This is a genomic window from Bradyrhizobium sp. Leo114 (genome assembly GCF_055229415.2).
In genome coordinates, this window is record NZ_JBUYEN020000014.1 from 175,882 (window position 1) to 200,340 (window position 24,459).

Sequence of the window (24,459 nt, forward strand, 5' to 3'; positions counted from 1 at the left end):
GCTAACCGCTCATTAACCCTGTCAGCCGTAGGGTCGTGCCGCGCCGGAAGGCCGGTTGTCGGGTGGCGGTGATGTCGTTTGCACAAAAGAAACCTACGGTCTTCCCGGCACAGGAGGAACGGCGGCGCTTCCAGCGCGTCAAGGTGCACCTGCTCGGCCGCTACATGCTGCCTGACCGCCGCGAATTTCCTTGCCAGATTATTAACATGTCGCCCGGCGGGCTCGCGCTGCTGGCGCCCGGCATCGGCAATGTCGGCGACCGCGTGATCGCCTATCTCGACCATATCGGCCGCGTCGAAGGCAAGATCACCCGCATCATCGACAACGGCTTTGCGATGACCATCGTCTCGACGCCGCGCAAGCGCGACAAGCTCGCCGCGCAGCTCACCTGGCTCGCCAACCGCGACATCCTCAATCTGCCGGAAGACCGCCGCCACGACCGTATCGTGCCGCGCAATCCGATCGCGCTGCTCACGCTGGAGGACGGCAGCAAGATGACCTGCCGCATCATCGACCTCTCGCTGTCGGGTGCTGCGATCGCCGCCGAGAACCGGCCGCCGGTGAAATCGCTGGTGATGCTCGGCCGCGTGCAGTCGCGCGTGGTGCGAAACCTCGACGACGGCTTCGCGCTGGAGTTCGTCCACGAGCAGGCCGCCGAGACGCTCGAAGACGCAGTTACCGCGCGGTAAAGCGCGCGAGGCTCAAATCCCCTGATTTTCAGCTCGAACGAGGCGGCATCCGCGATGGCGGACGCCGCCTTTGCCTCGTCTGGCGCCCACTGCACGCGGTTAACGCGGGCGGATTTGGAGACGCAAAAGACCTTCTGGCATAGCGTCAGGATGTTAATGCGTAAAATTTGAATCAATTGCAGTTGTCTCGAATTTTAGTCGAGTTTGCTTCAAGTATAGATCGAATTCGCTGCTAGCTTTACTTGCATTCACGTCAAATCACCTTTGCTGACTTAGCCGCACCGCAAAACCTTTGTGCGAAACGTGGTCCCAACGAGAAAAACGGGGGCCACAATGGTTTTCAGGGGACAGGGGAAAGGATGGGCGGTTGCCGCCATCCTGTTCGGACTAAGCGTCACTACCAGCGTCGCGGCGAAAGCGGGCGACGTGGTCTATGCCAGCCTCGGCGACACCACGCGTTCGCCGATCGGCTGGGTCGAATTCTGCGCCGACAATCCGGTCGATTGCCGCGGCGGCGCGACACAACCGCGCGACATCGTGCTGTCGCAGACGGCGTGGCGCGATCTGCTCCGGGTCAACAAATGGGTCAACGAGACCATCAAGCCGATGACCGACATGGATCATTGGGGCGTGATCGAGAAATGGTCGTTGCCGACTGACGGCTACGGCGACTGCGAGGACTACGTGCTCCTGAAGCGCAAGATGCTGATCGATGCCGGCTGGCCGCGCGAGGCGCTGTTGATCACTGTCGTGCGCGACAAGAAAGGCGAAGGCCACGCTGTGCTGACCGTGAAGACCGACAAGGGCGAGTTCATCCTCGACAACCAGAACGAGGACGTCGTCGCCTGGACTGCAACCGGCTACCGCTTCGTCAAGCGGCAGTCGCAGAGCGACCCTAACGTCTGGGTCTCGCTCGGCGACAACCGTCCGGCGGTCGCCACCGCCAGCTCGCGGCAATAAGGGACCATCGAACACGCGACCCGGTCACATCCCCACCCCTCCCCGTCCCAGACCGGTTCGCGCGCGGCCAGGCTTCCCCCAAAGCCTGGCCGCACCTTTTTGGCCCGCACGTGTGTAACGATCACGAAACAATCGGTACGGGTGACGAAACCGTTTTCCGGTTGATCGAAATTCTGCGGAAACGGGCGCGGACTATGTTGGTGTTGGGTGCTGGAGAACGACGATCAGAAGGTATTGCGGGGACTGCTTTTTGAGGTGCGCCATGCGTGAAGAATTTGCCTCTTACAGCTTTCTCGCCGTCACCATTGCGGGGATCGTCCTGTTGTGCTCCGGCCTTGTTGCGCTTGCGCTGACATGATTGGCGCTGGCCGCCTTGGCTCGGGGGTCGATGGCGCCAGCTAGATGCGTCTGCCCCGCCGTGCCAACCATCGCCGTGCGAACCCGTGCTTTGATGCTGCCGGACTCAACCAGGCGGCTTGGCGGGCTTGCGCACGATAGCGCCTAGCTGAGGCGCCATTGATTGCAGGAAATGACCGCTTGTCCCGCGAAGGCTGGCGGTCGCAATCCCTGATACTGCCAGCCCAATAAAAGCAACCTTCGGGGTGGCAATATTTATTACCTCTTTCTTTTCATTAAACAATTAAATGCCATTTTTATAATAATAAACGCCAACCGATGGAACTTTGGTTTCACGGCAATATATCTGGCGGCGCACCTTTCCGTCGGAATTCCAAGGCTCAGTCAGCGGCCTGAAGCCGCCAAGCCGGCGTCCGGACGCACAGCTCAGCAGCCCGCGCCGAGATCTGCGTGATTTAATTTGACTTTAAATTATATTTAAATGATGTTTTTCTCCTTGCGACATTAGGGGTGCCGCGACCGCTCGAATTGCTGCGGCGACAGTCCGATTGCACGTGGTCTGATTGAATACGAAGACATGCGAAGGCGTCATACATGCGCCGGCCAATTGATACTGCACCAAGGGACGGACAGGATATCTGGGTCGAGAGTGCGACCGGGGCCTTTGATGTCGCTCATTGGTCACGTGAAGCGAGCGAATGGGTTTGGAAAAATGGGCATCCCATCAGAATCGCGCCAGCGCATTGGTACCCGATAACCGAGGATGTGTTTCAAGACGATCGATCGAGCGGTCGGCTCCAGATCGGTCGTGCGAGCCAATGGTTAGCGGGTTCTTTGATCGCCGCAATCCTCGTTGCTGCTGCGCTGATCGGTGTGTTCGACCAATTCAGCGGAACCGAAATTTCGAAGACGGTCGAAGCCGGGCGCGCCGTCGGGCTGAAGCCTGAGGTCGCCGGGTGGCAAACGCTCGTTCAGCGCGGAACGACGGCAGTCCTCATGCAGGAGACCGATCTTTCACGACAGGAGTCGTTGGCGGGCACAGTGCAGCGTCGCCAAGCACTCGACGATGAGACTTCGTACAGGGACGCACCGGCGGGCGGGCCTGCGGCGGCCACGTCCGCGGAATTGCAGCGGTCGCTTGACCAAGAACGCGACAGATCCGCCGCACTGACAGCCGAACTCACAAAAGTCCGCGGCGACTTGGAGACGATGCTGGCGCTGTCGAGCAAGTTTCAGCACGATGCGATACAGCGCTGGGAGGCTGCGGAAATTGCAGCAGAGGAGCTGCGCCAGTCGCTTCAACAGGAACAGGCCCACGCCGCGGCGCTTGCGAACGAACTTGCCGGAACGCACCGCGAGACCGAGACCCGGGACATACAGTCGCCCAACCCTGACGATGCGACCGCGCAACAGACACAGACGACGGAGCGCGAGATCGCGGAACTGCGACAGTCGCTGCAGCAGGAGCAGGAAAAGACCGCCGCCCTCACCCAGGAGGTCGGCGCGGCGCGGCAGGCGATGACGGCGAGCGCCGAGCAGCAACGCCGCGCGCTCGACGAGGCGCAGATGCGTGCCGCGGCACTCGCGAGTGAGCTTGCCGGAACGAGCAGCGAGATCGAGACCAAGGCCACGCAGTCGCAGAAGGCAGTTGATGAAGCCGTCCAGCAGAAGCAGACGGCGGAGGCCACCATCGCGGAACTGCGGCAATCGCTGCAGCAGGAGCGGGAAAAGACGGCCAGTATCGTGGAGGAGGCCAAGACCGCGCACGCGGCAACGGCAAGCGCCGAGCAACAACGTCGCGCGCTCGAAGAGGCGCAGGCCCGCGCCGCGGCGCTCACAAACGAACTTACCGGAACGCGCCGCGAGATCGAGGCTAGGGACGTACAGTCGCGCAAGGCGAACGATGCAGCCGCGCAGCAGAGACAGGCAGCGGAGCGAGAGATTGCGGAACTGCGGCAGTCTCTGCAGCAGGAGCGGAGCAGAACCGAAGCCATGGCACGGGATCTTGCATCGGCGCGGCGCCCCGTCGATGAGAGCGTGACCGTCGGCCGCGCAATTGAAGGCCCGATAGTGCCGGTGACACAAACCGTGGCAGCCGCCGTATCGGAGCCCCCAACAGCCGCAGACCAGGACAAGACGGAGGCGGCCCGATTGATCGCGCGCGCCAGTGCGTTGCTCGGCCAGGGCAATATCGGCGCAGCAAGGATAGTGCTCGAGCGTGCCGCCGAGAACGACAATGCGCGGGCAAGTTTTATGCTCGCGGAGACATATGATCCCGCGGTTTTATCCGCCTGGGGCACCTATGGAACACGCGGCGAAGCGGCCAAGGCGCGAGAGTTCTACGCGAAGGCACACAGCGGCGGTATTCGCGAAGCCAAGGACCGGCTCGACGCGTTGCCCCGGTGAGCGGATGAGATTGTTGCGTTCCACATGATGACGCTGGCTGCTGCAGTTGGTGATCAAGAGGGGGACTGACATGAACACACTGTCAACGCCACGCTCGTTGCTCCTGCTCGCCGCGCTGGTGCTGGCCGCCATGATGCTTCAACCGGCTGACTTGGACGCACAGACCGCGCAACCCTCGAAGGGCAATGCACAAGTGGTTCGACGGTCCTTGCCGCCGGGGACCGAAAAAGACCGCATGAACGCTTGGACCGTCGGGCTCGCTGGCGGCTTGCTGGAGGGAGCACCAATTCGCCTGGCTGCGGAAATGGCCCGCGTCGTCGATGACGGAGCAAACATGCATCTGCTACCGATCGTCACCCGGGGCGCCACCGAGAATCTGAACTCGCTGCTCTATCTGCGCGGCGTCGATACCGCGATCATCAACTCCGACGCGCTCGAAGAGTACAAGATTCAAGTGCCGCAGATCCGAAAGCGCATCACTTACCTGCTCAATCTCTTCCCGTCGGAGCTGCATATTTTCGTCCGACCGGAAATCACAGGCCTGCAAGATCTCGCCGGCAGGAAAGTGAACTTCAACACCAAGGGCACCGCAGCCGCCTATTCGGGACCACTGATCTTCAGCCGTCTCGGCATCGAGGTCGAGAAGACGTTCATTCCCCATCAGCTCGCCCTGGAACAGATGCGCAAAGGTGAGATGGCGGCGGTGGTGTTCATCACGTCGAAACCGGTCGACGCCTTCGTGCGCGGCCGCTGGGACGCGGGATTCAAGTTTCTCCCGGTCCAATACGACAGCAAGTTCGAGGACTATTACCTGCCCGCGACACTGGAGACAAATGAGTATCCCAATCTGATCAAGCAGGGCGAGCGGGTGTCGACGATCGCGGTGCCGACCGCGCTTGTCGCGTTCAATTGGCCGCCGCGGTCGAACCATTATCAACGCGTCGCGCGCTTCGTCGACTACCTGTTCTCGCGAATAGACCGCCTGCAGGCGCCAGGCTTTGACCCGAAATGGCAGTCGATCAATCTCGCAGCGACCGTCCCCGGACTAACCCGCTTCCCGGCCGCGCAGGAATGGCTGAATCACAAGGCGCGCAGCGCACAGGCGCCTCCATGAAGGCCGCTGCTTTTCCCCTCGCCGTCACGTTCAAAATGGCTTGCAAAATGGCTTGCGGCATCGCCTACGCTCAAAGCACGAACGATCCGATGATAAATCTTCGGGCGTGCTCGGTGATGGAGGGGCCGGCCCGGCTACAATGTCTGGACGATCTATCACGTAAGATAGCGCCGCCTGGTCGCCCGGCGCCGTACGACAACTGGCTGCTCAGCGAGACCACATCGCCGGTGGACTATTCGCCAATCGTCACCGCCACCACATCCGCTCGCGGTGAGTCGGATAGCACCGCGATGCAACTCGCGATCCACTGCCGCAAAGGCCGCACCGAGCTCGTGCTCGCTGGACCGGCGGTATCAGGCCGTGCCGAGGAATACACCATCTCCTACCGCGTCAATGCGAATCCGCCGGTGCAGCTTGCGGCCGCCTCGCCATCATTCGGGCCCGGTGCCGCTTTCCGGGGTGACGTCGTGCACCTGCTGCAATCGTTGCCCGAAGAGGGCGACATCGCCGTCCGTCTTTCCACCCGCACCGGCGCGGCTCAGGAGGCGCATTTCCTGCTCGGCGGATTGAAGACTGTGCGCGAAAAACTCGCGGCGGCGTGCAGATGGCCACATGCCGTCGCCAGACCAGGCGACTGATGGTCATGGGACAGGGAGAAGCAAGATGATCAGAATTGGAAATCTGGCGGTAGCAGCCATTGCCAGCTTGGCGATGTCGCTCCTGATCGCGCCGACCACGCAAGCGCAGCCAGACGATCACGTGAGGCCGCAAGCAAGTAAGCAGTACCGGCTGAGCACGCAGAAGCAGGCGAGCAAGCAGAAACTGGTGCTGATGACAAAACCCACCGAGATCCCCAAGAAGCCGCATCAGCTCCTGCTGCAGGTCAATTCCAATGACCCTGCGATGATGAATCTCGCACTGAACAATGCGACCAACGTCGCGCAATACTACCGCAATCTCGGTGAAGACGTGTCGATTGAGGTTGTCACGTTTGGCCCTGGTCTTCACATGCTGCGCGATGACACCTCTCCGGTGAAGGCGCGCATCGAGGGGCTCGCAATGAGCAACCCGGAAATCTCCTTTAAAGCCTGCGGCAATACCCGGGAAAACATGCGTAAGGCGGAGAACAAGGATATCAATCTCGTTCCACAGGCGACGATTGTGAAATCCGGCGTCGTCCGCGTCCTGGAGCTGCAGGAACAAGGCTGGAGCTACGTCAAACTATGAGACACCGTCTTGCGTTGACGTGATCGCCGCCCCGGGGGCCACCGCTCACACACTCCATCGTCATGCCCCGCGAAGGCGGGGCATCCAGTATCCGGCGGCCTCTCGGCTCAAGCTCAGTCGCCTCTGGCGTTAGTGGATGATGATCCACCTCGCGCGCTTGTTAGGTCCCTCGCGTGCCGCCAGTAGTGGCGGGCAGCACGTGCGGATGCTTGCTCGGGACTCTTTCCTTTTTAGGTGGCGCGGCAATGAGCCCCTCGCGAATGGCCTGTTTCCGAGCAAGCTTGCGGGCACGACGCACGGCGTCAGATTTCTCCCTGGCCTTCTTTTCCGAGGGCTTTTCGTAAGAACGACGACGTTTCATTTCCCTGAACACGCCCTCGCGCTGCATCTTCCTCTTCAGAACTCGAAGCGCCTGGTCGACGTTGTTGTCGCGAACGATTACTTGCACGGTTATTGCTCCATCAGAGTTGCTGCGCCAAGTTGGCCGAAGTCGCGGCAGCCGAAGCGTTACGACGACTCCGTCGAGGTAAATCCCGACCATCTAGCACGCGCAAAAGCCCGCTCAATCCCGAGATCGAGCGGGCTGCACAGTCATCCCAGCACGTCCGTGGAATGACGAAAGCTACTTACGCCAGCGAGAGGTTCTCGGCGCTGACCTTGCCACGCTTCGGGTCGGTCTTGACTTCGTAGTTCACTCGCTGCCCCTCAGCGAGTCCAGAAAGCCCGGCCCGCTCGACCGCACTGATGTGAACGAACACATCGTTTCCGCCGTCATTGGGCTGAATAAATCCAAAACCCTTTTGCCCGTTGAACCACTTCACCGTACCTGTAGCCATAACATTTCTCCAAAGCGCAAACGCGCGTCTCGCGTGCATTCGCACGAATCCCGAATTCAATCCGACGATGTCTCTGGAAAAGGGCCGCCTGGACCATTCAACAAGGCACAACGGCTAATCGAACAACAACAACGTATACAGTTTCTCCGAGAACACAAGGGTCCCTTCAAGGGTTCCTTTTCGACTGCGCGAGGTTGTACGGTTGATGCCATGCATCGCGGCGAGCCCATGCGCTCGCCACGCCGGGCAACATGCGAAGCGCACGCCAAGGCGGATGTCCGCCGTCACTCAGCGTTTATGGATTCAAGCCCTACGTCAACCGCTGCAGCAGCTCATCCGCCTGTCGCAGATCGGCCGATGTCTCGGCAGACGGGAACTTTGCTCGCGCTGATGAAAGCACCCCGCGTGCCTCGGCCAGGCTGCGCCGCCTGTCTTTTCGGTCCATCAGGAGGCGCGCAAGGTCAATTGCGGTCCGCAATTCCCAGCCGACGGCTTCGAGCTTCTTCGCATAGGCGAGCGAGCGCCTGAACAGGCGGAGGGCGGCAGCGTCGTCGCGATGTGGTTCGGCGTGCAGCAGCGAACCGTGGATCCGGTAGATCTCCGGGGCGAGCCAGCGTTCGCCGGTCTGCTTGATCAGGGACTCGGCCGAAGTCACCAATGCAAGCGCCCTGTCCTTCTGCCCGATCCGTCCGAACTCGGTGGCGAGCAGGGCCTTGTAGAGCGGCATCTGAATACATCGATTCTCCGCCGGCAATCTGCCGATCAGGCCGGAGAGTTTCTCGAGCACAACCGGCGCGGGACCGCGCGCCGCCAGCGCCGAGGTCGCCCATAGCGGACCGATGACCTGGTACATCGGATAACCGTAGTCGGCGGCGACCTTCATCCCGTGCTCGACGCAGGCCAGATTGGCTGCGAGGTCTCCGTCATACCAGTGATCGCCGACGCCAAGGATGTGGGCGAGCGCGATCATGAAGGGATGACCGATCTCGTTCGCCAGCCGCCTTGCCGATTCACAGCACTCCCTGGCCCGGTTGGGCCGGCCGAGCAGCCATTCGATATGTCCGGAATAGACGAGCGCAACGACCAGAGGATCGTGCTGATAAGTTTGAACCAGCTTGCCGTGCTCACGCGGATTGTAGCGCGCTTCAATCGCGACAGCCAATTCGTGTGCTTCCTTCAAACGGCCGGTGAAGAAATTGACGATCAGCGCCGCGGTGGACGCCATGAGGATGGCCTCACTGTCCCGCCACTCCTCGGCTCGCCGGAGGAAGTCCTGCGAATGCTCGAGCACTTTGGTGAGTTCGCAATTGACCAGCTCGGCCACCGCGACACCCCAGAGGACAGCGGTCTTCTCGCGGATCGTGCCATGGCTGCCGGAGAGCTTCAGCGCCCGATGATAGGGCTCGTAGACGTTCGGATCGGACCAGCCCGCAATCGCGGTGTAGGCCATCGCAAGGTTGGATTGCAGCGCGATCTCGGCCTCGTAGCGGCGCGACGAAGCTGATAGCTTCGACAGCAAAGAGAGGCCCTCGCGCAGATGCGCCACCGCCTCCTTGGTGGCCGATCGGCTCAGCGCAGACTTGCCCGCCTGCAGCCAGGCGTCGATGGCTTCCGGAATGTTTTCTGCCTGCGCGTAGTGATAGCCCAACACGGCGGGATCGCTGCTCTCCCCGATGTCGGCCTGCTGACGCAGCCAGGACGCTGCGCGCGCGTGCAGCTTGCGCCGATCCTCCTTCAGCAGCGAGGAATACGCCGCTTCCTGAATCATCGCGTGCCTGAAAGCGTATAGCGTGCCTTCGTCTTCGTTGATGCGGTACACGATCCCGGCCCGCTCCAGAGCCTCAAGCGCTGATATCAGCGACTCGTCCTGATCCGGAAGCAGGCTGAAAATGCCGCGATAATCGAACTGCCGCCCGAATACGGAGGCGATCTGGGCCACGCGCTTGGCGGTACCCAGCCGGTCAAGACGCTCCATCAGGGAATCGTGGACGCTCGCCGGCACCAGCGGCCCTGGCAATTTGCCATGGTCGGTGGCGCTCTCGATCGCCCCGGAATCCACCACCGCCCGCGTGAACTCCTCGATGAAGAGAGGCACGCCGTCGGTCCTCTCGACGATCTGGCTGGTGATCCGGGGAAGAAACGCGACGCCGGCAACGGCGGCAACCATCCGCTCGCATTCGTCTGCTGCAAGTTTTTGCAGCGTGATGCGCTTGATGGATGGACCCGACAGCCAGCCAGCCTCGTAGTCGTCGCGATGCGTGACCAGGTACAGCACTCGCTCGCGCGCGCAGCGAGCGATCACCCGCGAGAGAAGGTCGACGCTCGTCGGATCAATCCACTGGACATCCTCGACGATGAACAGGACGGGCTTCCTTCGTGACGCCGCAACGAGAACTTCTGTTATCACCTGGAAGGCACGCGCACGCTCGGAAGGAGAACGGAGATCGGCAGGCTCGTATCCTTCGCACGCCGGGATCGACAGCAGTGACCCGTAATAGGGAAGCGCCTGCCCGACATCGAAACCGGCTCTTCCCAGCAGGTGACGCAATTTCGCCAGCGACAGCCGCGGGTCGTCGGTTTCGTGGATGCCCGTTGCGCGCTTCAACCGCTCGATTTCCGGCGCAAGCGGCGTATTGACGTGGAACGGCGAACACTGAACGGAGAGAACATCAACCGCAGACCGGTCGAGCGAGCTTCTGAACTCGCGGATCAGGCGCGACTTGCCGATGCCGGGCTCGCCGGAGATGACGCCGACGCGTCCTGCTCCGCCGAGGCTCTGCTCCCACAGCTCGGCCAGCAGCGCGCGTTCATCGTATCGGTTGATCATCGGCGGCAGCGGCAAGGTTCGCGCGCGGTCGAACCTGCTTTCGCCCGGCGAAACGCCGTTCACGCGCCAAGCCTCGGCCGGCTCCTCGACGCCCTTCAGCCGGCGCTTGCCCAGCGGCTCGCAATCAAACATGCCGCGGATCAACTCATGAGTGCCTGAACCGATGACCACCGCGTTCTCGCCGGCAAGACCTTGAAGCCGGGCCGCGACGTGCACCGAGCTGCCGAACACTTCCCGCCGCTCGGAGGGCTCGCCCGGCACGCTGCCGACGACCACCGGCCCGGTGTTGACCCCGATCCTCACCCGCAGCCGGAGGAAGCTGCCATCCGACATCTGGAATTCCCGCTCCTTGATGGCGGCGGTGATGGCGAGCGAAGCGCGCACGGCGCGCTCGGGATCGTTTTCGTGCGCCTGGGGGACGCCGAAATAGGCGAGCAACCCGTCGCCGATCATTCTGGCGATGTGACCGCCATAGCGGCAAATCTGCTCGTTGCAGAGATCGCGATAGGTTCGGATGACCGCGAAGAACTCCTCGGGATCGATCCGCTCGCTCAGCGGCGTCGAGCCGATGAGATCGACAAACACGACGGTAAGCTGTCGGCGCTCAGCGTGGAGCCCTGCCATTTCGTTGTTTGGCAGCGCCGCAACCAGCCGAGGTCCATCAAATTGGTCCGGTTTCGCCTGCCCGCTCAAGGTCCAACCATGTTGAGCTTCCGCCGTACCTGCAGGGACGCAAGGTACACGGCAAGCCGCATCCGGTTGATGCTACCGAGAGGTCGGTGCTGCTGCAAGCAATTCCACGGGCTGAACATCATGCGTTCGCCATCGAAAACCCGATCCGGCGTCAGGAAATTCTGCCTTGGAATCCTGATCTCTCCGATCGACACGGTCCGATCCTGGGGACGGGTCCACTGCAGGAGAGCGTTCTCGACCTCTTCCGGTTTGGCCGAATGGCGCACGTGCACCGAGAAATCGAACACGATATCATCTCCAGGTGGCGTCGGGCTGAGATCGCGAAGCATCGCCTCCTGGAGAAACGTCTCCGATAGCGATCCGAAAAGGAGACGCCACCACGACGGGACGTCATCCTGACGCTGCACCGGACCGACGACATAGCGCACGACATGCTGCTCACCTAACAAATAAGGTGACATGCTGTGATAGGTCGCAGTCAGCGGATTGCCGATCCTGACGAGAGCGGTGCGAATAAACGTGGCGAACTGGCGACGATTGCGAATGGCAAACACAATCCATTTGAGGAGCCGCTTAAACTTTTCGCGCGAGGTCCCGCTCGGCGCCGCAACGGCTTCCATCAACTCGGAATAATCGACCACATTCTTGCAGAAGAACACCGGGAAGCTGCTCAGCAAGAAATCGTGCTCGCCGGCCCGCGTTCTGCCGGGCTCGAGACCGCGCAGAATGGACTCGCCCGCGACATCGAAGAGTTTGATGGACATGCCGCGACCGTCAGGCTTGCGGTCGCTCTGTGGCTGGCCCTGTCCGTTGGAGAACCGGACAATCGTCGGGTACCGGGCGCCCGGTCGAAACAGCGGTGTCGAGAACTCTGCCGGAAGATCGTCGCGGACGATAAACTCCGCATCGACGCAACCATGGGCCTTTGCATGCTGGTCGCGCATCGCACAGGCGGAAGCGTCCGATGCCTTCATCTCACAGTAGTTCTTGATGACAAGGTTTGCGGCAATACGCGCCATGTTGGCGATCAGGGTTGCCTCGCCCGGCACGGCGCGCTCGAATTTCGTGAGCGGCATCGGTCGATCCTGCAGCTCCAGCGCGTTCGCGAGCTCTTCATATCTTGTCGGCGTCGCCTCCGAGCTCCGCGCCGGCGCCGGAGCGGATTGCGCTGATCCGCGGAGCATTTGCCAGAATCGCTGGAAATCGCGCACCACCCGGAACGACTGAACAATCGGATCTTCGCGCGGCGCTTGCGCGAAAAAAACCTCACCGTCTCGGCGGCGGCCGCGCAGCCAGTGTTGGATCGTGTCCCGGTTCATGCGACGACTCGGCCAGACGCCAATAGGCCGAGCGCGGCCAGACTCGGAACGAAGAAATAGTCGCCGCCCTTGGTCGTGACGAAGCGCGGGATGTCAAAGCAGATGAAGGGGCGTCGTCCCGTGGCTTCGTCGCCCGGGATCATCATTTGCGCGCTTTGACGACCGCCGACGGTTGGACGGTTGCCGGCGATCGGGTCGGTATCGTTGCCCTGCTCGAAATCGTCGCCAAAATTCATCCATTTCTGCTGCACGAACTCGAACTGGTCGAATCCGGAATTGAGCGCAATGAAAATGATGCCGCGCTTTTCCTGGCTCTGCGGACTCTGCTCCTCGCCCGTTGGCAGGAATTTGCCATAGGCGATTCCGCGCCGGATCAAGCGGTGTCGGCTCATCGTCTTGCCGCCGAAGCCAAACGCATCGCGCGGGTTGGCACGCCGCACATGTGCACCAAGCGGACAGCGTGCGCCTGCGGGATCTCCAGCGTAGCCGAATGCATTGCGCCTGTCCTCGCGAGGGGCGTCGGGGTGTTCGATCAACGAAGAGCCATCCTGCCATCGCCCCATCATCTTGGCGGCAAGAAACTTCTGCGGGCTGACGCCATCCGGCAGAGGACCGGGAATGGTTCGGGCAAATGCGTCCGCCTGATCATCAAGGTAGCGACGGAAACGAACGACGTCCTGCTCCAGCTTGCGGTACACGAGATAGGTGCCATCGTGCGCGAGAAGGTGCGGCAGCGGCATGGGAGCCATCTCGCCGCCCTCACCCGGGTGGCCGAGAAGAAACTCCCCAAGCGGGATCTTGCGAAATCGCCCCTTCTCATCCGGATTGCCAACGTCCTGACGGTCCCTGCCACCGTCGTCAGGCACTCCCTCGATCGCGGGGTTGCTCAAACCGTCGAGAAAACCGAAGTGCTCCTTTCGAGTCTGTTCGCCGTTGATGTGCAGCAGCCCCGCCGGCTGACTCTCCTTCAATTCCTGCACGCCGTTCGGCAGCGAATCCCTGAGCTGTTGACAGTGCGCCGCGAGCGCCGGCTCTGTCCGGCCGTAGATCGAGATCAGCATATGAACGCGATGCGTCTTCCAAGGATCGTCCCAGTGCTCCGGTGAACTTTCGTCGATGTCACCGAGTTCGTTCGCACGAGGTTTCATGCCCTCCTGAAACTCGCAAGGAAACGTCGCGAGACTTTCCGTAGGCAGGCCAAGGGCGCGGAGGCCTTCAAAGGTGAAGGCGATGTTGAGGGTGGCGTCCGGCTTTGCGCGCCACAGTGCCGGCGTGACGGCGTTGGTCTCGAGCAGCCGCTGGATGAACGCCCTGGCATCATCAGCGTTTTGGATCTCGAAGAACAAGAACTGCGCGTGCGGAAACGAGGCGTAACCGCGAAGAATGTTGCCTTGAATATTGGTAAGGTTGAGCATCGCCAGACCCCTGCTCTGATCGTTGCGTACTCACAAATCTCCCGGGGACGGCCTCTCGTTTTGGAGACCCTCCCACATTTGCCTGAACTCTCGTTGGAGCACTTCGGGAGGCCGTGGATTGGTTTGAACAAGCCTGACGAACTCGCCGAGGCGACGTCGGCACAGCAGCGCCATGAGAATCTCGCTTACGCTCGCCTCAGGCTGGTCCGCCAGAAACAGAGTGGTCTTGAGCTGGCACCGCTCGAAATATCCGGAGAGCAGATCGCGCCGATCGATACCCGGGAAACCAAGGCAGCGCCCCCAAATGGTCGCGACTTCGTTCGGGATATTGCCGGCCAGGGCCTGGACCAAAGGATCGACGCTCTCGCCATCGAATTCGCACATGAACACCAGATAGTCCGACTTGAGCGCATCGAACTTCGCCGGCGTGCCTTGATAGGCGAGACGGTCGACAATGAACATTCGCGCCATGTGGATGATCGGCACATGGCTCAAAGGCGAGCCGCGCGGATAGGCTCGCGGGTCATCCAGCGTGCGCAGAAACGCTCTCAGATCGTCCGATTGATTGGTTGCAATCGGAAACAGGCCTGTGAAGCCGTACTTCTCACCGTTTTGATTAGCCACGTCGCGAACTCCGTTCGACCGGCCTGCTACACTGGTCCAAATGTACCGAGCTTGTTCTGCACGCTGATCAGCAAGCGATCGAACTCGACCGCAAACCGTTCGGGAGACAGTCCGCTCGAATTTTGAAAAAGCTTCTCGACTTCGTTGCGCAGTTCGAGTGCTGCGCGCACATCGCGCACGGATGCGCCCGGATAGGCGCTATAGGAATGATCCGACTCGATCTGATTGCGCTGGATATAGGCCTTGAGCGGCCCGACCGGACGGGCGAACGGATATCCGACGCCCCAGAACCAGACCAGGTCGAGCGGTTTGTAGAGCACGTCGGCGAAGGCTTCGATGTAAGGTCCCCAGGGACCGTTGAAGGTGCTCAGAAAGAACAAATAATCGTAGTGCAAATCTTCCGCCGGCTGGCTGTCGCTCACCCGCGGAAAGCTGTCGCGCTTGACGACAACCCAGTGAACAAAGGGCAGAAACGCCAGCTCCTTGGCCGTGACTTGGGTCGATTTGAAGCGATCGAAGATCGACAGCAACACTCCGACGACAAGGGTGCCGAAGCGCGTCATCGGCGTTATCACGTTGAAAGTTACGGCTTTGCCCAATCCATACTGATTACGTGCGCGATCAGCCATGCAACGTCTCGCCATGAATCATTGTGGACTTGGCGAGACACGACGCCCGGGTCCACCTGTATAACAATACCTTAGGGAATAGTACAACGTCAGGTAATAACGTTATTACTATTATCGAAAGTCACTGCTCCGTCCAGTGCAATGAATGGTGTCGTGCACAACTGACTCTCGCACATTCGTCATGGCTTGCTAATGCCGGCAAGCATCAAAGGTCTGTCATACAGCGTGACCATCCATGTGATCGCGCAGTTCATCCAGAGCGTACCGACAGCTTCGATTACGTGAGCAATCCCGTCTGCGACTGCGCGATGCCGCTCCGGTGAGCAACCTTTCCGGCGCTGGCGTGACCAACCATAGACGTGGTCGGCGCAATCAGCACGAAACAAGCCGTGGCAACCAATGAAATCGACGCCATTCGCGCGCTGCTTTCGTCAAAACCGCGGCCGGTCGGATGGACCGAGCGGCGCGAACGTCTCGATGAGGTCGGTTCGGTCTGGCCGGTGGCCGATGACGTGAAGCTTGAAACAGTCGATTGCGACGGCGTGGCAAGCGAATGGTCGCTGACGCCAGGCAGCGAGCCATCGCGCGTGCTGCTCTATTTCCATGGCGGCGGCTACTGCTCCGGATCGATCCTGAGCCACCGCAGATTGGTCAGCGAAGCCGGGCGCGCCGCGCGCGTTCGAACGCTCGCCATCGATTATCGCCGCGCGCCCGAGCACCCCTATCCCGCCGCGCATGAGGATGCGATGAAGGCCTGGCACTTCCTGCGCAGGCAGGGCATTCCGGCGCACCGCATCGCCGTCGGGGGCGACAGTGCCGGCGGCAATCTTACGCTCGGACTGATCGGCCACTTGCTGAGAGACCGCGAGGACTTGCCCGGCTGCGCCTGGCTGCTCTCGCCATGGACCGATCTCACGATGTCCGGCGCAACCCTTGGCACCAAGGACGCTGTCGATCCGCTCATCCACAAGACCTATCTGGAAGAGCTTGCGGACGCCTGTGTGCCTGCCGCCATCCATCGCAGTTCACCGCTGATCTCGCCCTTGTTTGGCGATTTCACCGGCTATCCCCCGATGCTGATCCAGGTCGGATCGGCGGAGACGTTGCTGGCGGATGCCACGCGGCTCGCTGAGGCGGCCGGCGCTGCCGAGGTCGAGGTGACGCTGGAGATCTGGCCCCACATGATCCACGCGTGGCCGCTATGGAATGCGAAGCTTAGCTCCGGCCGCCACGCCCTTTCCAGGGCGGGGCAATTCATCCGTGCCCGTTTGGCATAGCGCGTCTGGTGGTCGCTTGAGCCAAAAAAACCTCGATTTCGCAGGTTTTTAGCGCCAATGCGTACCAATACGGGACAAATCACGGGGTTTTAGGCGCGCTGAGGTTGTGGTATTCGGAACCTTTAGAATTAGTCCGGTTTGGTGTCGAATGATGGACCTCACCCCCGGGAATTCCACCAGTGCCTTGCGCATTGGTGTGCAGCCGATTGCGGTCACCGCCGTCGGGCTCTTTCTGGTCCTGTTCGGGATCGGCGCGATCGCGCTGTACCGGGTCACTACCGGCACATCGCCAGAGTCCGATCGGGTCATCGCCAGCCGGCAATTGCAGGCCCGCACCGCGCAGGTGTCCGAGCAGCTCGTCGAGAAAACCAAGGGGTTGGAAGCGACCCAGCAGGAATCCATCGACCAGCTCCAGATGGTGCAGGACCAATTGCAGGCCATGCGCCGGATGCTCGCCTCCCAGCAGGCCGATACGAAGAAGCTGTCCGAGCAGGTCACGGCACTGACCGAAGCGGTCGAGGGCTTAAGGCAATCCTTCGCCAGCGCCCAGGCGAATGAGCCGGCGGCCGAACCCGTCCGCAAACGATCGCGGTCGCACGCGGTTCGCAGCGGGCGCAAGCGCCGCGGCTGAGTCGGTCGAAATCACCGCCAAACCCCTGACCCGCGGGACATATCCACCGTCGCTGCCGAATCTCGATACGGTTTTTTTCGTCGACTTTGTGAACTAGTTCACATTCGGGAACCCGATTCCGGGGCAAGGTGCCGCCTACCGGATGGCGTGAGCCGATTTCAATATCCGGGGCTGGCAAGGTCGTTGGCGGTATACTGCGTCAACGGCCTTGTTCTTTTAGAGGCCCCCGCTTCCGCCACGGGTGGCCCTTTTCACCGATCGCTTTGGCCGCCTCTCACGCTGGTGACTTGCCATCGGCGGGCTTTGCTTGCTGAATGCCGCCGCTTTTGAACCCGGTCTCGCCCACCCCTCGATCGGGTCGATGGTCTGCAAAACATTTTGAAATGAGGCCCCGCATGCGCGCTGAATCCCTGCCCTCGGATGTCATCGGACTGACAAAAACCGCCCCCTTCTCGCGCCGCGGCTTCATGACGGCTTCGGCCGCCGTTGCAGCCGGCTACACCCTCGCCGCCGGTCCCGTGCGGGCCGACGTGATCAAGACCGATACCGCCGGCCTCACTGCGGGCGAGGCCAAGATCAAGGTGGCCGATGGCGAGATGCCCGCCTATTTCGCGCGGCCAGCCGGCGTCAGCAATCCGCCGGTCATCCTGGTCGCGATGGAGATTTTCGGTCTGCACGAATACATCAAGGACGTGACGCGCCGGCTCGCCAAGCTAGGCGCGTTTGCGGTGGCGCCCGACTACTATTTCCGCAAAGGCGATCTCACCAAGATCACCGACATTCAGCAGCTCCTGCCGCTCGTGAACGCCAAGCCGGACGCCGAGCTCCTGTCCGACCTCGACGCCACCGTGGCCTGGGCGAAATCGCAAGGCGGCGACACCTCCCGCCTCGGCATTGTCGGCTTCTGCCGCGGCGGACGCACGGTCTGGGAATATGCCGCTCACAACCCCGCGCTGAAGGCGGGCGCCTCGTTCTATGGTCCGCCGGTCGATCCGCAGAACCCGGTTTGGCCGAAGAGCCCGATGCAGCTTGCACCCGAGATGAAGGCGCCGGTGATCGGCTTCTATGGCGAAGCCGACACCGGCATCCCGGTCTCGCAGGTCGAAGCCTTCAAGGGGGCGCTCGCCGCGGACAAGAAGACCGCGGAGTTCAAGATCTATCCGGGGGCACCGCACGGCTTCCATGCCGATTATCGTACGAGCTATCGCAAGGAAGCCGCCGAAGACGCGTGGGCGCAGATGCAGGCCTGGTTCAAGAAATACGGCGTGCTGAGCTGAGGCCGCCATCTGCAAAGCGGTGCGCCAAGAGGCGCAGCGCGTTGGCGGTGACGAGCACGGTGGCGCCGGTATCGGCGAGGATGGCCATCCACAAGGTGGTCACGCCGAACAGAGTGGTAGCAAGGAACACCGCCTTCAGGCCGAGCGCGATCGTGATGTTCTGCCAGATGTTGCCGAGCGTCGCTCGCGACAGGGCGATCAGCTCGGCAACACCGACAACACGGTTCTTGAGCAGGGCCGCGTCCGCGGTCTCCAGCGCCACGTCCGTTCCGCCGCCCATGGCAATGCCGACGGAAGCCGCAGCGAGTGCCGGCGCATCGTTGATGCCGTCGCCGACCATCGCAACCGGGCCGGCCTCCTTGAGCCGCCCGATCTCCGCGAGCTTGGCGTCGGGCAGAAGCCCGGCACGCGCCTCAAGCCCGAGATGACCGGCGATGGCATCGGCGGTGCGGGCATTGTCGCCAGTCAGCATGATCGTGCGGAGACCGCTATCGGTCAGCCGTTTGACGCCTTCATGCGCATCCTCTCGCGGCTCGTCGCGGAGCGCGATCAGCCCCTCGACCACCTTGCCGGACCGCAGGACGACCACCGTCTTGCCCTCGCCTTCGAGCGCGCTGATCCTTTCGACGACGCCAGGATCGACGCTCGCCTGCTCGCTCGCGAACCGGGGCGAACCGACCGAGGCGAAGCCGCTTCTCAGACGTGCCGTCACCGCTTTGCCAGGCGTCACGACACCGCCGCCGAAGGTGGCGGGAAGCTCCAGCCCGCGTCTCTCGGCTTCCTCGATGATGGCGCGCCCGAGAGGATGATTGGTGCTGCGTTCGATCGCCGCCGCCCTGGCCAGAACTGTGTGCTCGTCCGCAACCGTCGCGACGACATCCGTCACCTGCGGACGACCACGCGTGAGTGTGCCCGTCTTGTCGAAGGCGATCGTTCTGACCTTGCCCAGCGTCTCGAGCGCGGCTCCGCCCTTGATCAACAATCCCTGCCGGGCACCGGAGGCGAGGCCGGACGCGATGGCGGCCGGGGTGGAGATCACCAATGCGCAGGGACAGGCGATCAGCAGCGTGGCAAGGCCACGGTAGATCCAGGTCATCCAGTCACCACCGAAGCCGAACGGCGGGATCAGGACGACAAGCAGCGCGACGAGCATGGCGGCGGGCGTATACCACCGGCTGAAACGGTCGATCATGCGCGCCGTCGGCGCCTTCGACTCCTGCGCTTCTTCGACCATGTGGATGATGCGGGCAATGGTGTTGTCGGTGGCGACACGCGCGATCTCGACACGCAGCTCGCCATTGGCATTGATGCTGCCGGCATACACGTTCGCGCCGATTTCCTTGAGAACGGGGACGGACTCGCCGGTCACCGGCGACTCATCGACCTCCGAGGAGCCGTCGATCACGGTGCCGTCCGAGGGCACGCGATCACCGGGACGAACCACCACGACATCGCCGACCGCGAGATCATCGACCGGAACCTCCTCGACATCGAGAGAAGCCGCGCGCTGACGTCTGGCATTGCGCGGCACGAGATCGATCAACGCTTCGATCCCGGCCCGCGCGCGGCGGGCGGCGACCGTCTCGAGCAATTCGCCCACCGCGAACAGGAAGACGACAACAGCCGCCTCCTCGGCTTCGCCGATGGCAACCGCGCCGAGCGCCGCTGTCGTCATGAGGGTCTCGATGGTAAAGGGCGAGCCGGACAAGGCGCCGGCAAGCGCACGCCGCGCAAAAGGCAGGACACTGACAACCGCCGCCGCCGAATAGAGCCAACGCTCCAGCTCCGGGAACAGGCTGGCAAGCACGAATGCCAAAGCAAACAGGACGCCAGTCCCGAGGACGAGCCTGCCCTTGGCTCCCCGCCACAGGGGTTGCCGTTCCTGCTTCCGCGGCGCCTTCCCTCCCAGTGACGACGGCATGCCGGCCGGCGTATAGCCCAGCGCCCTGACCTTATCCTCTATGAGACGCGGCGCAGTGCGGTCCTCGTCGAGCCGGAAGGCGAGCGTTCCGGTCGTAAAGCTGACCTCTATGTCGGTGACTCCAGGCAGCCGACGCATCGCGTTCTCGATCTTGAGCGCACACGCGGCACAATCCATGCCCTCGATACGCAGTCTGTAGGGATTGGCGGTCGGCACAACGTCACCTCGACGAGTTCTAGCCGAGACGATCGCGGTTGCGCGGCTTAGTCAATTGCCGTTCGACTTCCCAGAACATCAGGACAAAAGCGGCGCCCAGGCCGATGACGATGCCCAGGAAGACGAAGGTGAAGGCGGCGGTGGTGAGCGTGTTCAGCATTTCGAAATCGCTGCAATCGACGTTCCAGCCCCTATGCAGAAACGATGCAGCCTCGATGTGGAAAACACCGAGGCTGCAATCATCATCCCGATAAATTCGCTACAGCGCGCCAGGTTCAGTCACAGACATCAACCGACCTGATGCGCCAGCCATATGACGTCAAGACGCGCTGCTGGGCGACGTAGCAGCCGCCGTAGCCGGAATTGTCGTAATAGCCGTAGTAGGGATCGCCGTAGTCGTAAGAGTTATAAGGCCAGTCGCCATAGAGCCCGTAGCCGAGGCCAACACCAACCGCTGCGGCGGCGAACGGAAATCCACGACGATACCCCCAGCCAGAACGATATCCGAAGCCCGGCCGGTAGAAGCCGCCACGAAATCCGGCCGCACGGAAGCCGCCGGCGCCGATCGCGGCCGAACGGAAGCCGCTTCCGCCGAAGGCGGCGCCGCGGAAGCCTCCACCACCAAAACTGCCGCCGCGGAAACCACCGCCGCCAAAACCGCCACCACGAAAGCCACCGCCGCCAAAGCCACCTCCGTGAAAGCCACCACCGCCGCCAAACCCACCGCGCGCGGACGCCGTATCTATCGTCAAAATTCCAAGCGAGGCTACCGCCAGCAAGGCAACCATCGTTTTACGCAACATCACTGCACCTCCATCACGGCCTGCCAATACCGGCGCGGCCTGCGCCAGCCATCGCAAGCGCCCGCCACAATCTAGAGCGAGTTCCGGGAGTGCGGTTGAACAATGCGCTCACTTCTGCGCGACCGAAAGGCCGGGCAGAAGTGATCTAGCAGCCTTTGCAGATGCCCTTGATCTTGCGATCGAGCGGCGCGTCCTCAGCATCGATCGCTGAATCTTCCCCGGTCCTCTGCCGGCCGGCTGCAGAGCCGGTCGTGGTCCCCGGACCGGAGGAGGATTGTGCAGTGCCAGCCCTGTTGGTCCCTGGCGGCGGGTTCGCAGTGGTATTGGTGTTGCCGGGGTGGATGGCTTGGTTGCTCTGGCCGCCGACCGAACCGGACGGCGAGCCACCGGTGCCGGTGGTCCCTGTGGCGCTGCCGGTGCCTCCGGAAGCTCCACCCGCAGCGCTTCCCGCGCTTGCGCCACCGGCGCCACCACCACCTGCTCCGCCCCCACCGCCCCCGCCCCCGCCGCCTCCTCCGCCTTGGGCAAGCGACATCGCGGGCGCCCCGAGAACCGCGAGAGCGGTGATGAAGATCGCAAGCGATTTCCTGGTCATGAGCGTCTCCCTTATCCTGTCGTGCTAACGATGGGACAAGCCGGCCGTTCCTTACCGGAACCAAACGCTCCGGGAGCCATTGGGCCGGACGCAGTGCAAGGTGCGAGGATGCGCAAACTGATCGCTTTCGACGAGGATACGTTCGACAAGCTCAAGCAGCTCGGGCGCGACAGGATGGCGACATTTCAGGAATTGGCCGATGAAGCGTTCGCAGACCTGCTCAAGAAGCACGGCATTCCGATCGATCTGCGCGACGCGTTACGTAAAAGCGCCGCGAAGCCGAAGACAGATACCGCCAAGTCGGCAGCGCCGAAGTCAAGGAAAGGACGTTCCGAAGCGCGACGCCGCTCGGATCGTTAACCGATCTTGCGGAGGCCCTTTTTGAAGCGCGGCCCGTTCAGCTGATAGAACTTCACCGCGCTTCCCATCTTCGCAACCTGCGCAGGGTCCAGCGCCCGGATCACCCGCGCGGGCGAACCGATGATCAGCGAGTGCGGCGGAAATTCCTTGCCCTCGGTGATCACAGAGCCCGCGCCGACGATGCTCTCGCGGCCGATGCGTGCGCCGTTCATCACGATCGATCCCATGCCGACCAGGGCGCCCTCTTCCAGAGTGCAGCCGTGCAGGATCACATTGTGGCCGACGGTGACGTTCTTGCCGATCACGAGCGGAAAGCCGAGGTCGGTGTGGCAGGTGGAATTGTCCTGGACGTTGGCGCCTTCGCCGACTTCGATCCACTCATTGTCGCCGCGCAGCACCGCGCCGAACCACACGCTGGCCCCGCTGAGCAGGCGCACCTTGCCGATTACGGTTGCGGTGTCCGCGATGAAATAGTTGCCGTCGGCCGGCAGATCGGGCCCCTGCCCGTCCAGTTCATAGATCGCCATGGATGTCTCCTCTTTCGAGGCGACATTGGCACAGCGGTCAAAGGCTTTTCAAGCGAGCGACCAAGGCGTTTTCGAGCGAAGTGGATACCGGTTCGCGTGAAGAAAACGCGTCAAAACAAAAATCTAGAGCTTCGGTTCTGATTCCATCAGAGCCGAAGCTCTAGGGAACAACGGTAAAGCAGCGCTCAGACGAGAACGCCGGCGGCGCGCAATGTCATCAGGAAGAAGGTGCCGGACATCAGGCTCCAGAAGCCGGCGATGATGGTCGCCATCATCACGAATTCGAAGCGGCGACTTTCGATCTTGGCGCCACGCAGCGTGTTGCGCATGATGATGAAGGGCGCGGCGAACACCAGGAACGGCACCGCGGCGAAAGTCCTTGGCGCCGCGCCTTCCTGCAACAGGCCGAAGCCGGCCGGCCGCTGCGCCATCGCCTGATAGCCGCTGGTAAGTGCGCCGGCGAGCGCGAAGCCGAGGCAAAGGGCGAAGAACGAGTTCAGCGCATCGGGCGACATGGCAAACTTCCGCTACTCAACAGACCGCGCGCTTCCTTTGGCAAAATTGCCGCTCCGCCGCCACATCATCCTTAAGAAAGGGTTAACATGGAAGCTACATTGCTACCTTTACGCATGGCTCACCGCTTGCCGGATTCCCTGAAATCATACGGAAATTGGCCGCCGCGTGGCATATTCGCCGGATGATTCGGCATCACGCGAACCCATCCATTCTCGTTCGATGACATTGCTCTCGACGGCCCAGCACCTTGCGCGCGACACGCGCAGGAATCCGCGCGCGCACATCCTGCCGATCCTGATCGCAGCGGCCCTCGCCTGCGGCGCGATCGCGCTGGTCACCTACCTGTTGTGGCCGACCTGGACCACCGTACCCTTGAGCGATCCGTCGAGGCTGCCGGTCAGTGTCGGCGGCACGCTGTTCAACGTGCCGACGGCGGCGGTGCGCATGAAGATCCAGCGCCACTCGGGCGCGCAGGAGCGCGTCGATCTCAGCTTTGCCTATCCCTCGCTCGAACCGCCGGCGCGCAAGCATGTCACCGCCGAGACGGTGGAGGACAAGGTGCAGCCGATCGACAGGATCTTTCTTTCGATCGCGGCACATCACGATTCACTTGCGCCCGACACCCGCCTGCGCACAATCTATCCGCGCTATCTCGATCAAGCGGCAAGCACGGACGACGACCTGACGATGCGCGCGTTCCGCGACAGTTCGCCCTATGGCGGCGAGGATTTATTCACGTCGACCTCGCCCACCTTCAGCGCCCGCTGCACGCGGGACGCGCCGACGCCCGGCATGTGCCTGAGCGAACGCCGCGTCGACGGCGCCGACTTCACTTATCGCTTTCCGCGAAGCTGGCTCTCACAATGGCGCGACGTCGCCGCCGCCATGGACCGCCTGACGACGCAACTGCGCGGCCCGAGAGGGTAATGGTGATTTCGTAGAATCTTGTAGATGGGGTAACGGGCCGCGGTCTGCCCTCCAAGCAAGCCGCGCTTGCTACGGCGCTATGGGTGGCGCGCTGCGCGCGGCTTGCTTGGAGGGCGGGCGGTCGTCCCTCACATTGATGGTGTGACGGAGTCGAGGATGGACCTCGCTCCAAGCATCGAGGAGAGACGACCATGGAGCACTATGCCGGAATCGACGTGTCATTGGAATGCTCGAGCGTGTGTGTGGTTGACGCCAACGGCAAGATCGTGCGGGAAGCCAAGGTGGCGAGCGAGCCGGAGGCGCTGATCGCCTG

Annotated in this window: 24 protein-coding genes and 1 pseudogene; 12 read left to right on the forward strand and 13 right to left on the reverse strand. The window is 62.2% G+C overall.

All coding sequences use genetic code 11. The features are described 5' to 3' along the window. Positions 1-71: 71 nt before the first annotated feature. From ACZIRK_RS19165 to ACZIRK_RS19190, 6 genes are all read left to right on the forward strand, one after another. Positions 72-689: a PilZ domain-containing protein gene (locus tag ACZIRK_RS19165; RefSeq protein ID WP_130229021.1), complete on the forward strand. Its 618-nt coding sequence runs from the start codon at positions 72-74 to the stop codon at positions 687-689. A gap of 333 nt (positions 690-1,022) precedes the next feature. Next, positions 1,023-1,649, forward strand: coding sequence for a transglutaminase-like cysteine peptidase (locus ACZIRK_RS19170; protein ID WP_130229022.1), 627 nt, complete (start codon positions 1,023-1,025; stop codon positions 1,647-1,649). 951 nt (positions 1,650-2,600) lie between these two features. After that, positions 2,601-4,412, forward strand: coding sequence for a hypothetical protein (locus ACZIRK_RS19175; protein WP_463327936.1), 1,812 nt, complete (start codon positions 2,601-2,603; stop codon positions 4,410-4,412). Positions 4,413-4,482: 70 nt separating this feature from the next. Then, positions 4,483-5,526: a TAXI family TRAP transporter solute-binding subunit gene (locus ACZIRK_RS19180; protein ID WP_130229024.1), complete on the forward strand. Its 1,044-nt coding sequence runs from the start codon at positions 4,483-4,485 to the stop codon at positions 5,524-5,526. Next, the gene (locus ACZIRK_RS19185) at positions 5,523-6,164 is read left to right on the forward strand and encodes a hypothetical protein (RefSeq protein WP_130229025.1); all 642 of its coding nucleotides are present in this window, start codon (positions 5,523-5,525) and stop codon (positions 6,162-6,164) included. The genes ACZIRK_RS19180 and ACZIRK_RS19185 overlap by 4 nt, the downstream gene beginning before the upstream one ends. Continuing rightward, complete coding sequence (locus ACZIRK_RS19190) at positions 6,139-6,753, forward strand: DsrE family protein (RefSeq protein WP_245287251.1); 615 nt, start codon at positions 6,139-6,141, stop codon at positions 6,751-6,753. The genes ACZIRK_RS19185 and ACZIRK_RS19190 overlap by 26 nt, the downstream gene beginning before the upstream one ends. 160 nt (positions 6,754-6,913) lie before the next feature. Here ACZIRK_RS19190 and rpsU read toward each other — a convergent pair whose 3' ends face one another. The 7 genes from rpsU to ACZIRK_RS19225 all read right to left on the reverse strand — a co-directional run bounded on the left by rpsU (position 6,914) and on the right by ACZIRK_RS19225 (position 15,096). After that, positions 6,914-7,201, reverse strand: coding sequence for a 30S ribosomal protein S21 (gene rpsU, locus ACZIRK_RS19195; RefSeq protein ID WP_463327937.1), 288 nt, complete (start codon positions 7,199-7,201; stop codon positions 6,914-6,916). A 178-nt stretch (positions 7,202-7,379) separates the two neighbouring features. After that, a complete protein-coding gene (locus ACZIRK_RS19200) occupies positions 7,380-7,589 on the reverse strand; it encodes a cold-shock protein (RefSeq protein ID WP_028163216.1) in 210 nt (69 codons plus the stop codon). A 310-nt stretch (positions 7,590-7,899) separates the two neighbouring features. Beyond that, complete coding sequence (locus ACZIRK_RS19205) at positions 7,900-11,040, reverse strand: AAA family ATPase (RefSeq protein WP_463327938.1); 3,141 nt, start codon at positions 11,038-11,040, stop codon at positions 7,900-7,902. A 65-nt stretch (positions 11,041-11,105) separates the two neighbouring features. Then, a complete protein-coding gene (locus ACZIRK_RS19210; RefSeq protein ID WP_463327939.1) occupies positions 11,106-12,185 on the reverse strand; it encodes a catalase in 1,080 nt (359 codons plus the stop codon). 239 nt (positions 12,186-12,424) lie between these two features. Then, complete coding sequence (locus ACZIRK_RS19215) at positions 12,425-13,843, reverse strand: Dyp-type peroxidase (RefSeq protein WP_130229029.1); 1,419 nt, start codon at positions 13,841-13,843, stop codon at positions 12,425-12,427. A gap of 30 nt (positions 13,844-13,873) precedes the next feature. Beyond that, complete coding sequence (locus tag ACZIRK_RS19220; RefSeq protein ID WP_130229030.1) at positions 13,874-14,467, reverse strand: hypothetical protein; 594 nt, start codon at positions 14,465-14,467, stop codon at positions 13,874-13,876. Between the two features lie 26 nt (positions 14,468-14,493). After that, a complete protein-coding gene (locus tag ACZIRK_RS19225) occupies positions 14,494-15,096 on the reverse strand; it encodes a hypothetical protein (RefSeq protein ID WP_130229031.1) in 603 nt (200 codons plus the stop codon). Between the two features lie 389 nt (positions 15,097-15,485). Here ACZIRK_RS19225 and ACZIRK_RS19230 point away from each other — a divergent pair, with 389 nt between their 5' ends. The 3 genes from ACZIRK_RS19230 (at position 15,486) to ACZIRK_RS19240 (ending at position 18,281) form a co-directional block, all read left to right on the forward strand. After that, positions 15,486-16,373, forward strand: coding sequence for an alpha/beta hydrolase (locus ACZIRK_RS19230; protein ID WP_130229032.1), 888 nt, complete (start codon positions 15,486-15,488; stop codon positions 16,371-16,373). Positions 16,374-16,521: 148 nt separating this feature from the next. Then, positions 16,522-17,004, forward strand: coding sequence for a hypothetical protein (locus ACZIRK_RS19235; protein WP_130229033.1), 483 nt, complete (start codon positions 16,522-16,524; stop codon positions 17,002-17,004). 467 nt (positions 17,005-17,471) lie between these two features. Beyond that, a complete protein-coding gene (locus tag ACZIRK_RS19240; protein WP_463327949.1) occupies positions 17,472-18,281 on the forward strand; it encodes a dienelactone hydrolase family protein in 810 nt (269 codons plus the stop codon). Here the strand turns inward: ACZIRK_RS19240 and ACZIRK_RS19245 are convergent. From ACZIRK_RS19245 to ACZIRK_RS19260, 4 genes are all read right to left on the reverse strand, one after another. Then, positions 18,256-20,418, reverse strand: coding sequence for a heavy metal translocating P-type ATPase (locus tag ACZIRK_RS19245; RefSeq protein WP_463327940.1), 2,163 nt, complete (start codon positions 20,416-20,418; stop codon positions 18,256-18,258). The two genes, ACZIRK_RS19240 and ACZIRK_RS19245, sit on opposite strands and share 26 nt — an antisense overlap. A 19-nt stretch (positions 20,419-20,437) precedes the next feature. Continuing rightward, positions 20,438-20,578, reverse strand: coding sequence for a hypothetical protein (locus ACZIRK_RS19250; RefSeq protein ID WP_165435485.1), 141 nt, complete (start codon positions 20,576-20,578; stop codon positions 20,438-20,440). A gap of 115 nt (positions 20,579-20,693) precedes the next feature. After that, positions 20,694-21,221, reverse strand: a complete 528-nt coding sequence (locus ACZIRK_RS19255) for a hypothetical protein (RefSeq protein ID WP_463327941.1) — start codon at positions 21,219-21,221, stop codon at positions 20,694-20,696. Positions 21,222-21,366: 145 nt separating this feature from the next. Beyond that, positions 21,367-21,816 (reverse strand): hypothetical protein, encoded by a 450-nt coding sequence (locus ACZIRK_RS19260; protein WP_463327942.1) that lies wholly within the window; start codon positions 21,814-21,816, stop codon positions 21,367-21,369. Between the two features lie 108 nt (positions 21,817-21,924). Between ACZIRK_RS19260 and ACZIRK_RS19265 the strand changes: the two genes are divergently transcribed. Beyond that, the gene (locus ACZIRK_RS19265; protein WP_130231492.1) at positions 21,925-22,176 is read left to right on the forward strand and encodes a hypothetical protein; all 252 of its coding nucleotides are present in this window, start codon (positions 21,925-21,927) and stop codon (positions 22,174-22,176) included. On the opposite strand, the gene ACZIRK_RS19270 is transcribed toward ACZIRK_RS19265, so the two are convergent. Together ACZIRK_RS19270 and ACZIRK_RS19275 are read right to left on the reverse strand one after the other, a co-directional pair. After that, a complete protein-coding gene (locus ACZIRK_RS19270; protein WP_463327943.1) occupies positions 22,173-22,703 on the reverse strand; it encodes a gamma carbonic anhydrase family protein in 531 nt (176 codons plus the stop codon). The genes ACZIRK_RS19265 and ACZIRK_RS19270 overlap by 4 nt on opposite strands. A gap of 185 nt (positions 22,704-22,888) precedes the next feature. After that, the gene (locus tag ACZIRK_RS19275; protein ID WP_028163204.1) at positions 22,889-23,218 is read right to left on the reverse strand and encodes a DUF6949 family protein; all 330 of its coding nucleotides are present in this window, start codon (positions 23,216-23,218) and stop codon (positions 22,889-22,891) included. A gap of 220 nt (positions 23,219-23,438) precedes the next feature. On the opposite strand from ACZIRK_RS19275, the gene ACZIRK_RS19280 reads away from it, so the two are divergent. Together ACZIRK_RS19280 and ACZIRK_RS19285 are read left to right on the forward strand one after the other, a co-directional pair. Continuing rightward, the gene (locus ACZIRK_RS19280) at positions 23,439-24,146 is read left to right on the forward strand and encodes a hypothetical protein (RefSeq protein WP_463327944.1); all 708 of its coding nucleotides are present in this window, start codon (positions 23,439-23,441) and stop codon (positions 24,144-24,146) included. Positions 24,147-24,337: 191 nt separating this feature from the next. Next, positions 24,338-24,459, forward strand: a pseudogene (locus tag ACZIRK_RS19285) (IS110 family transposase); the annotation flags it as partial.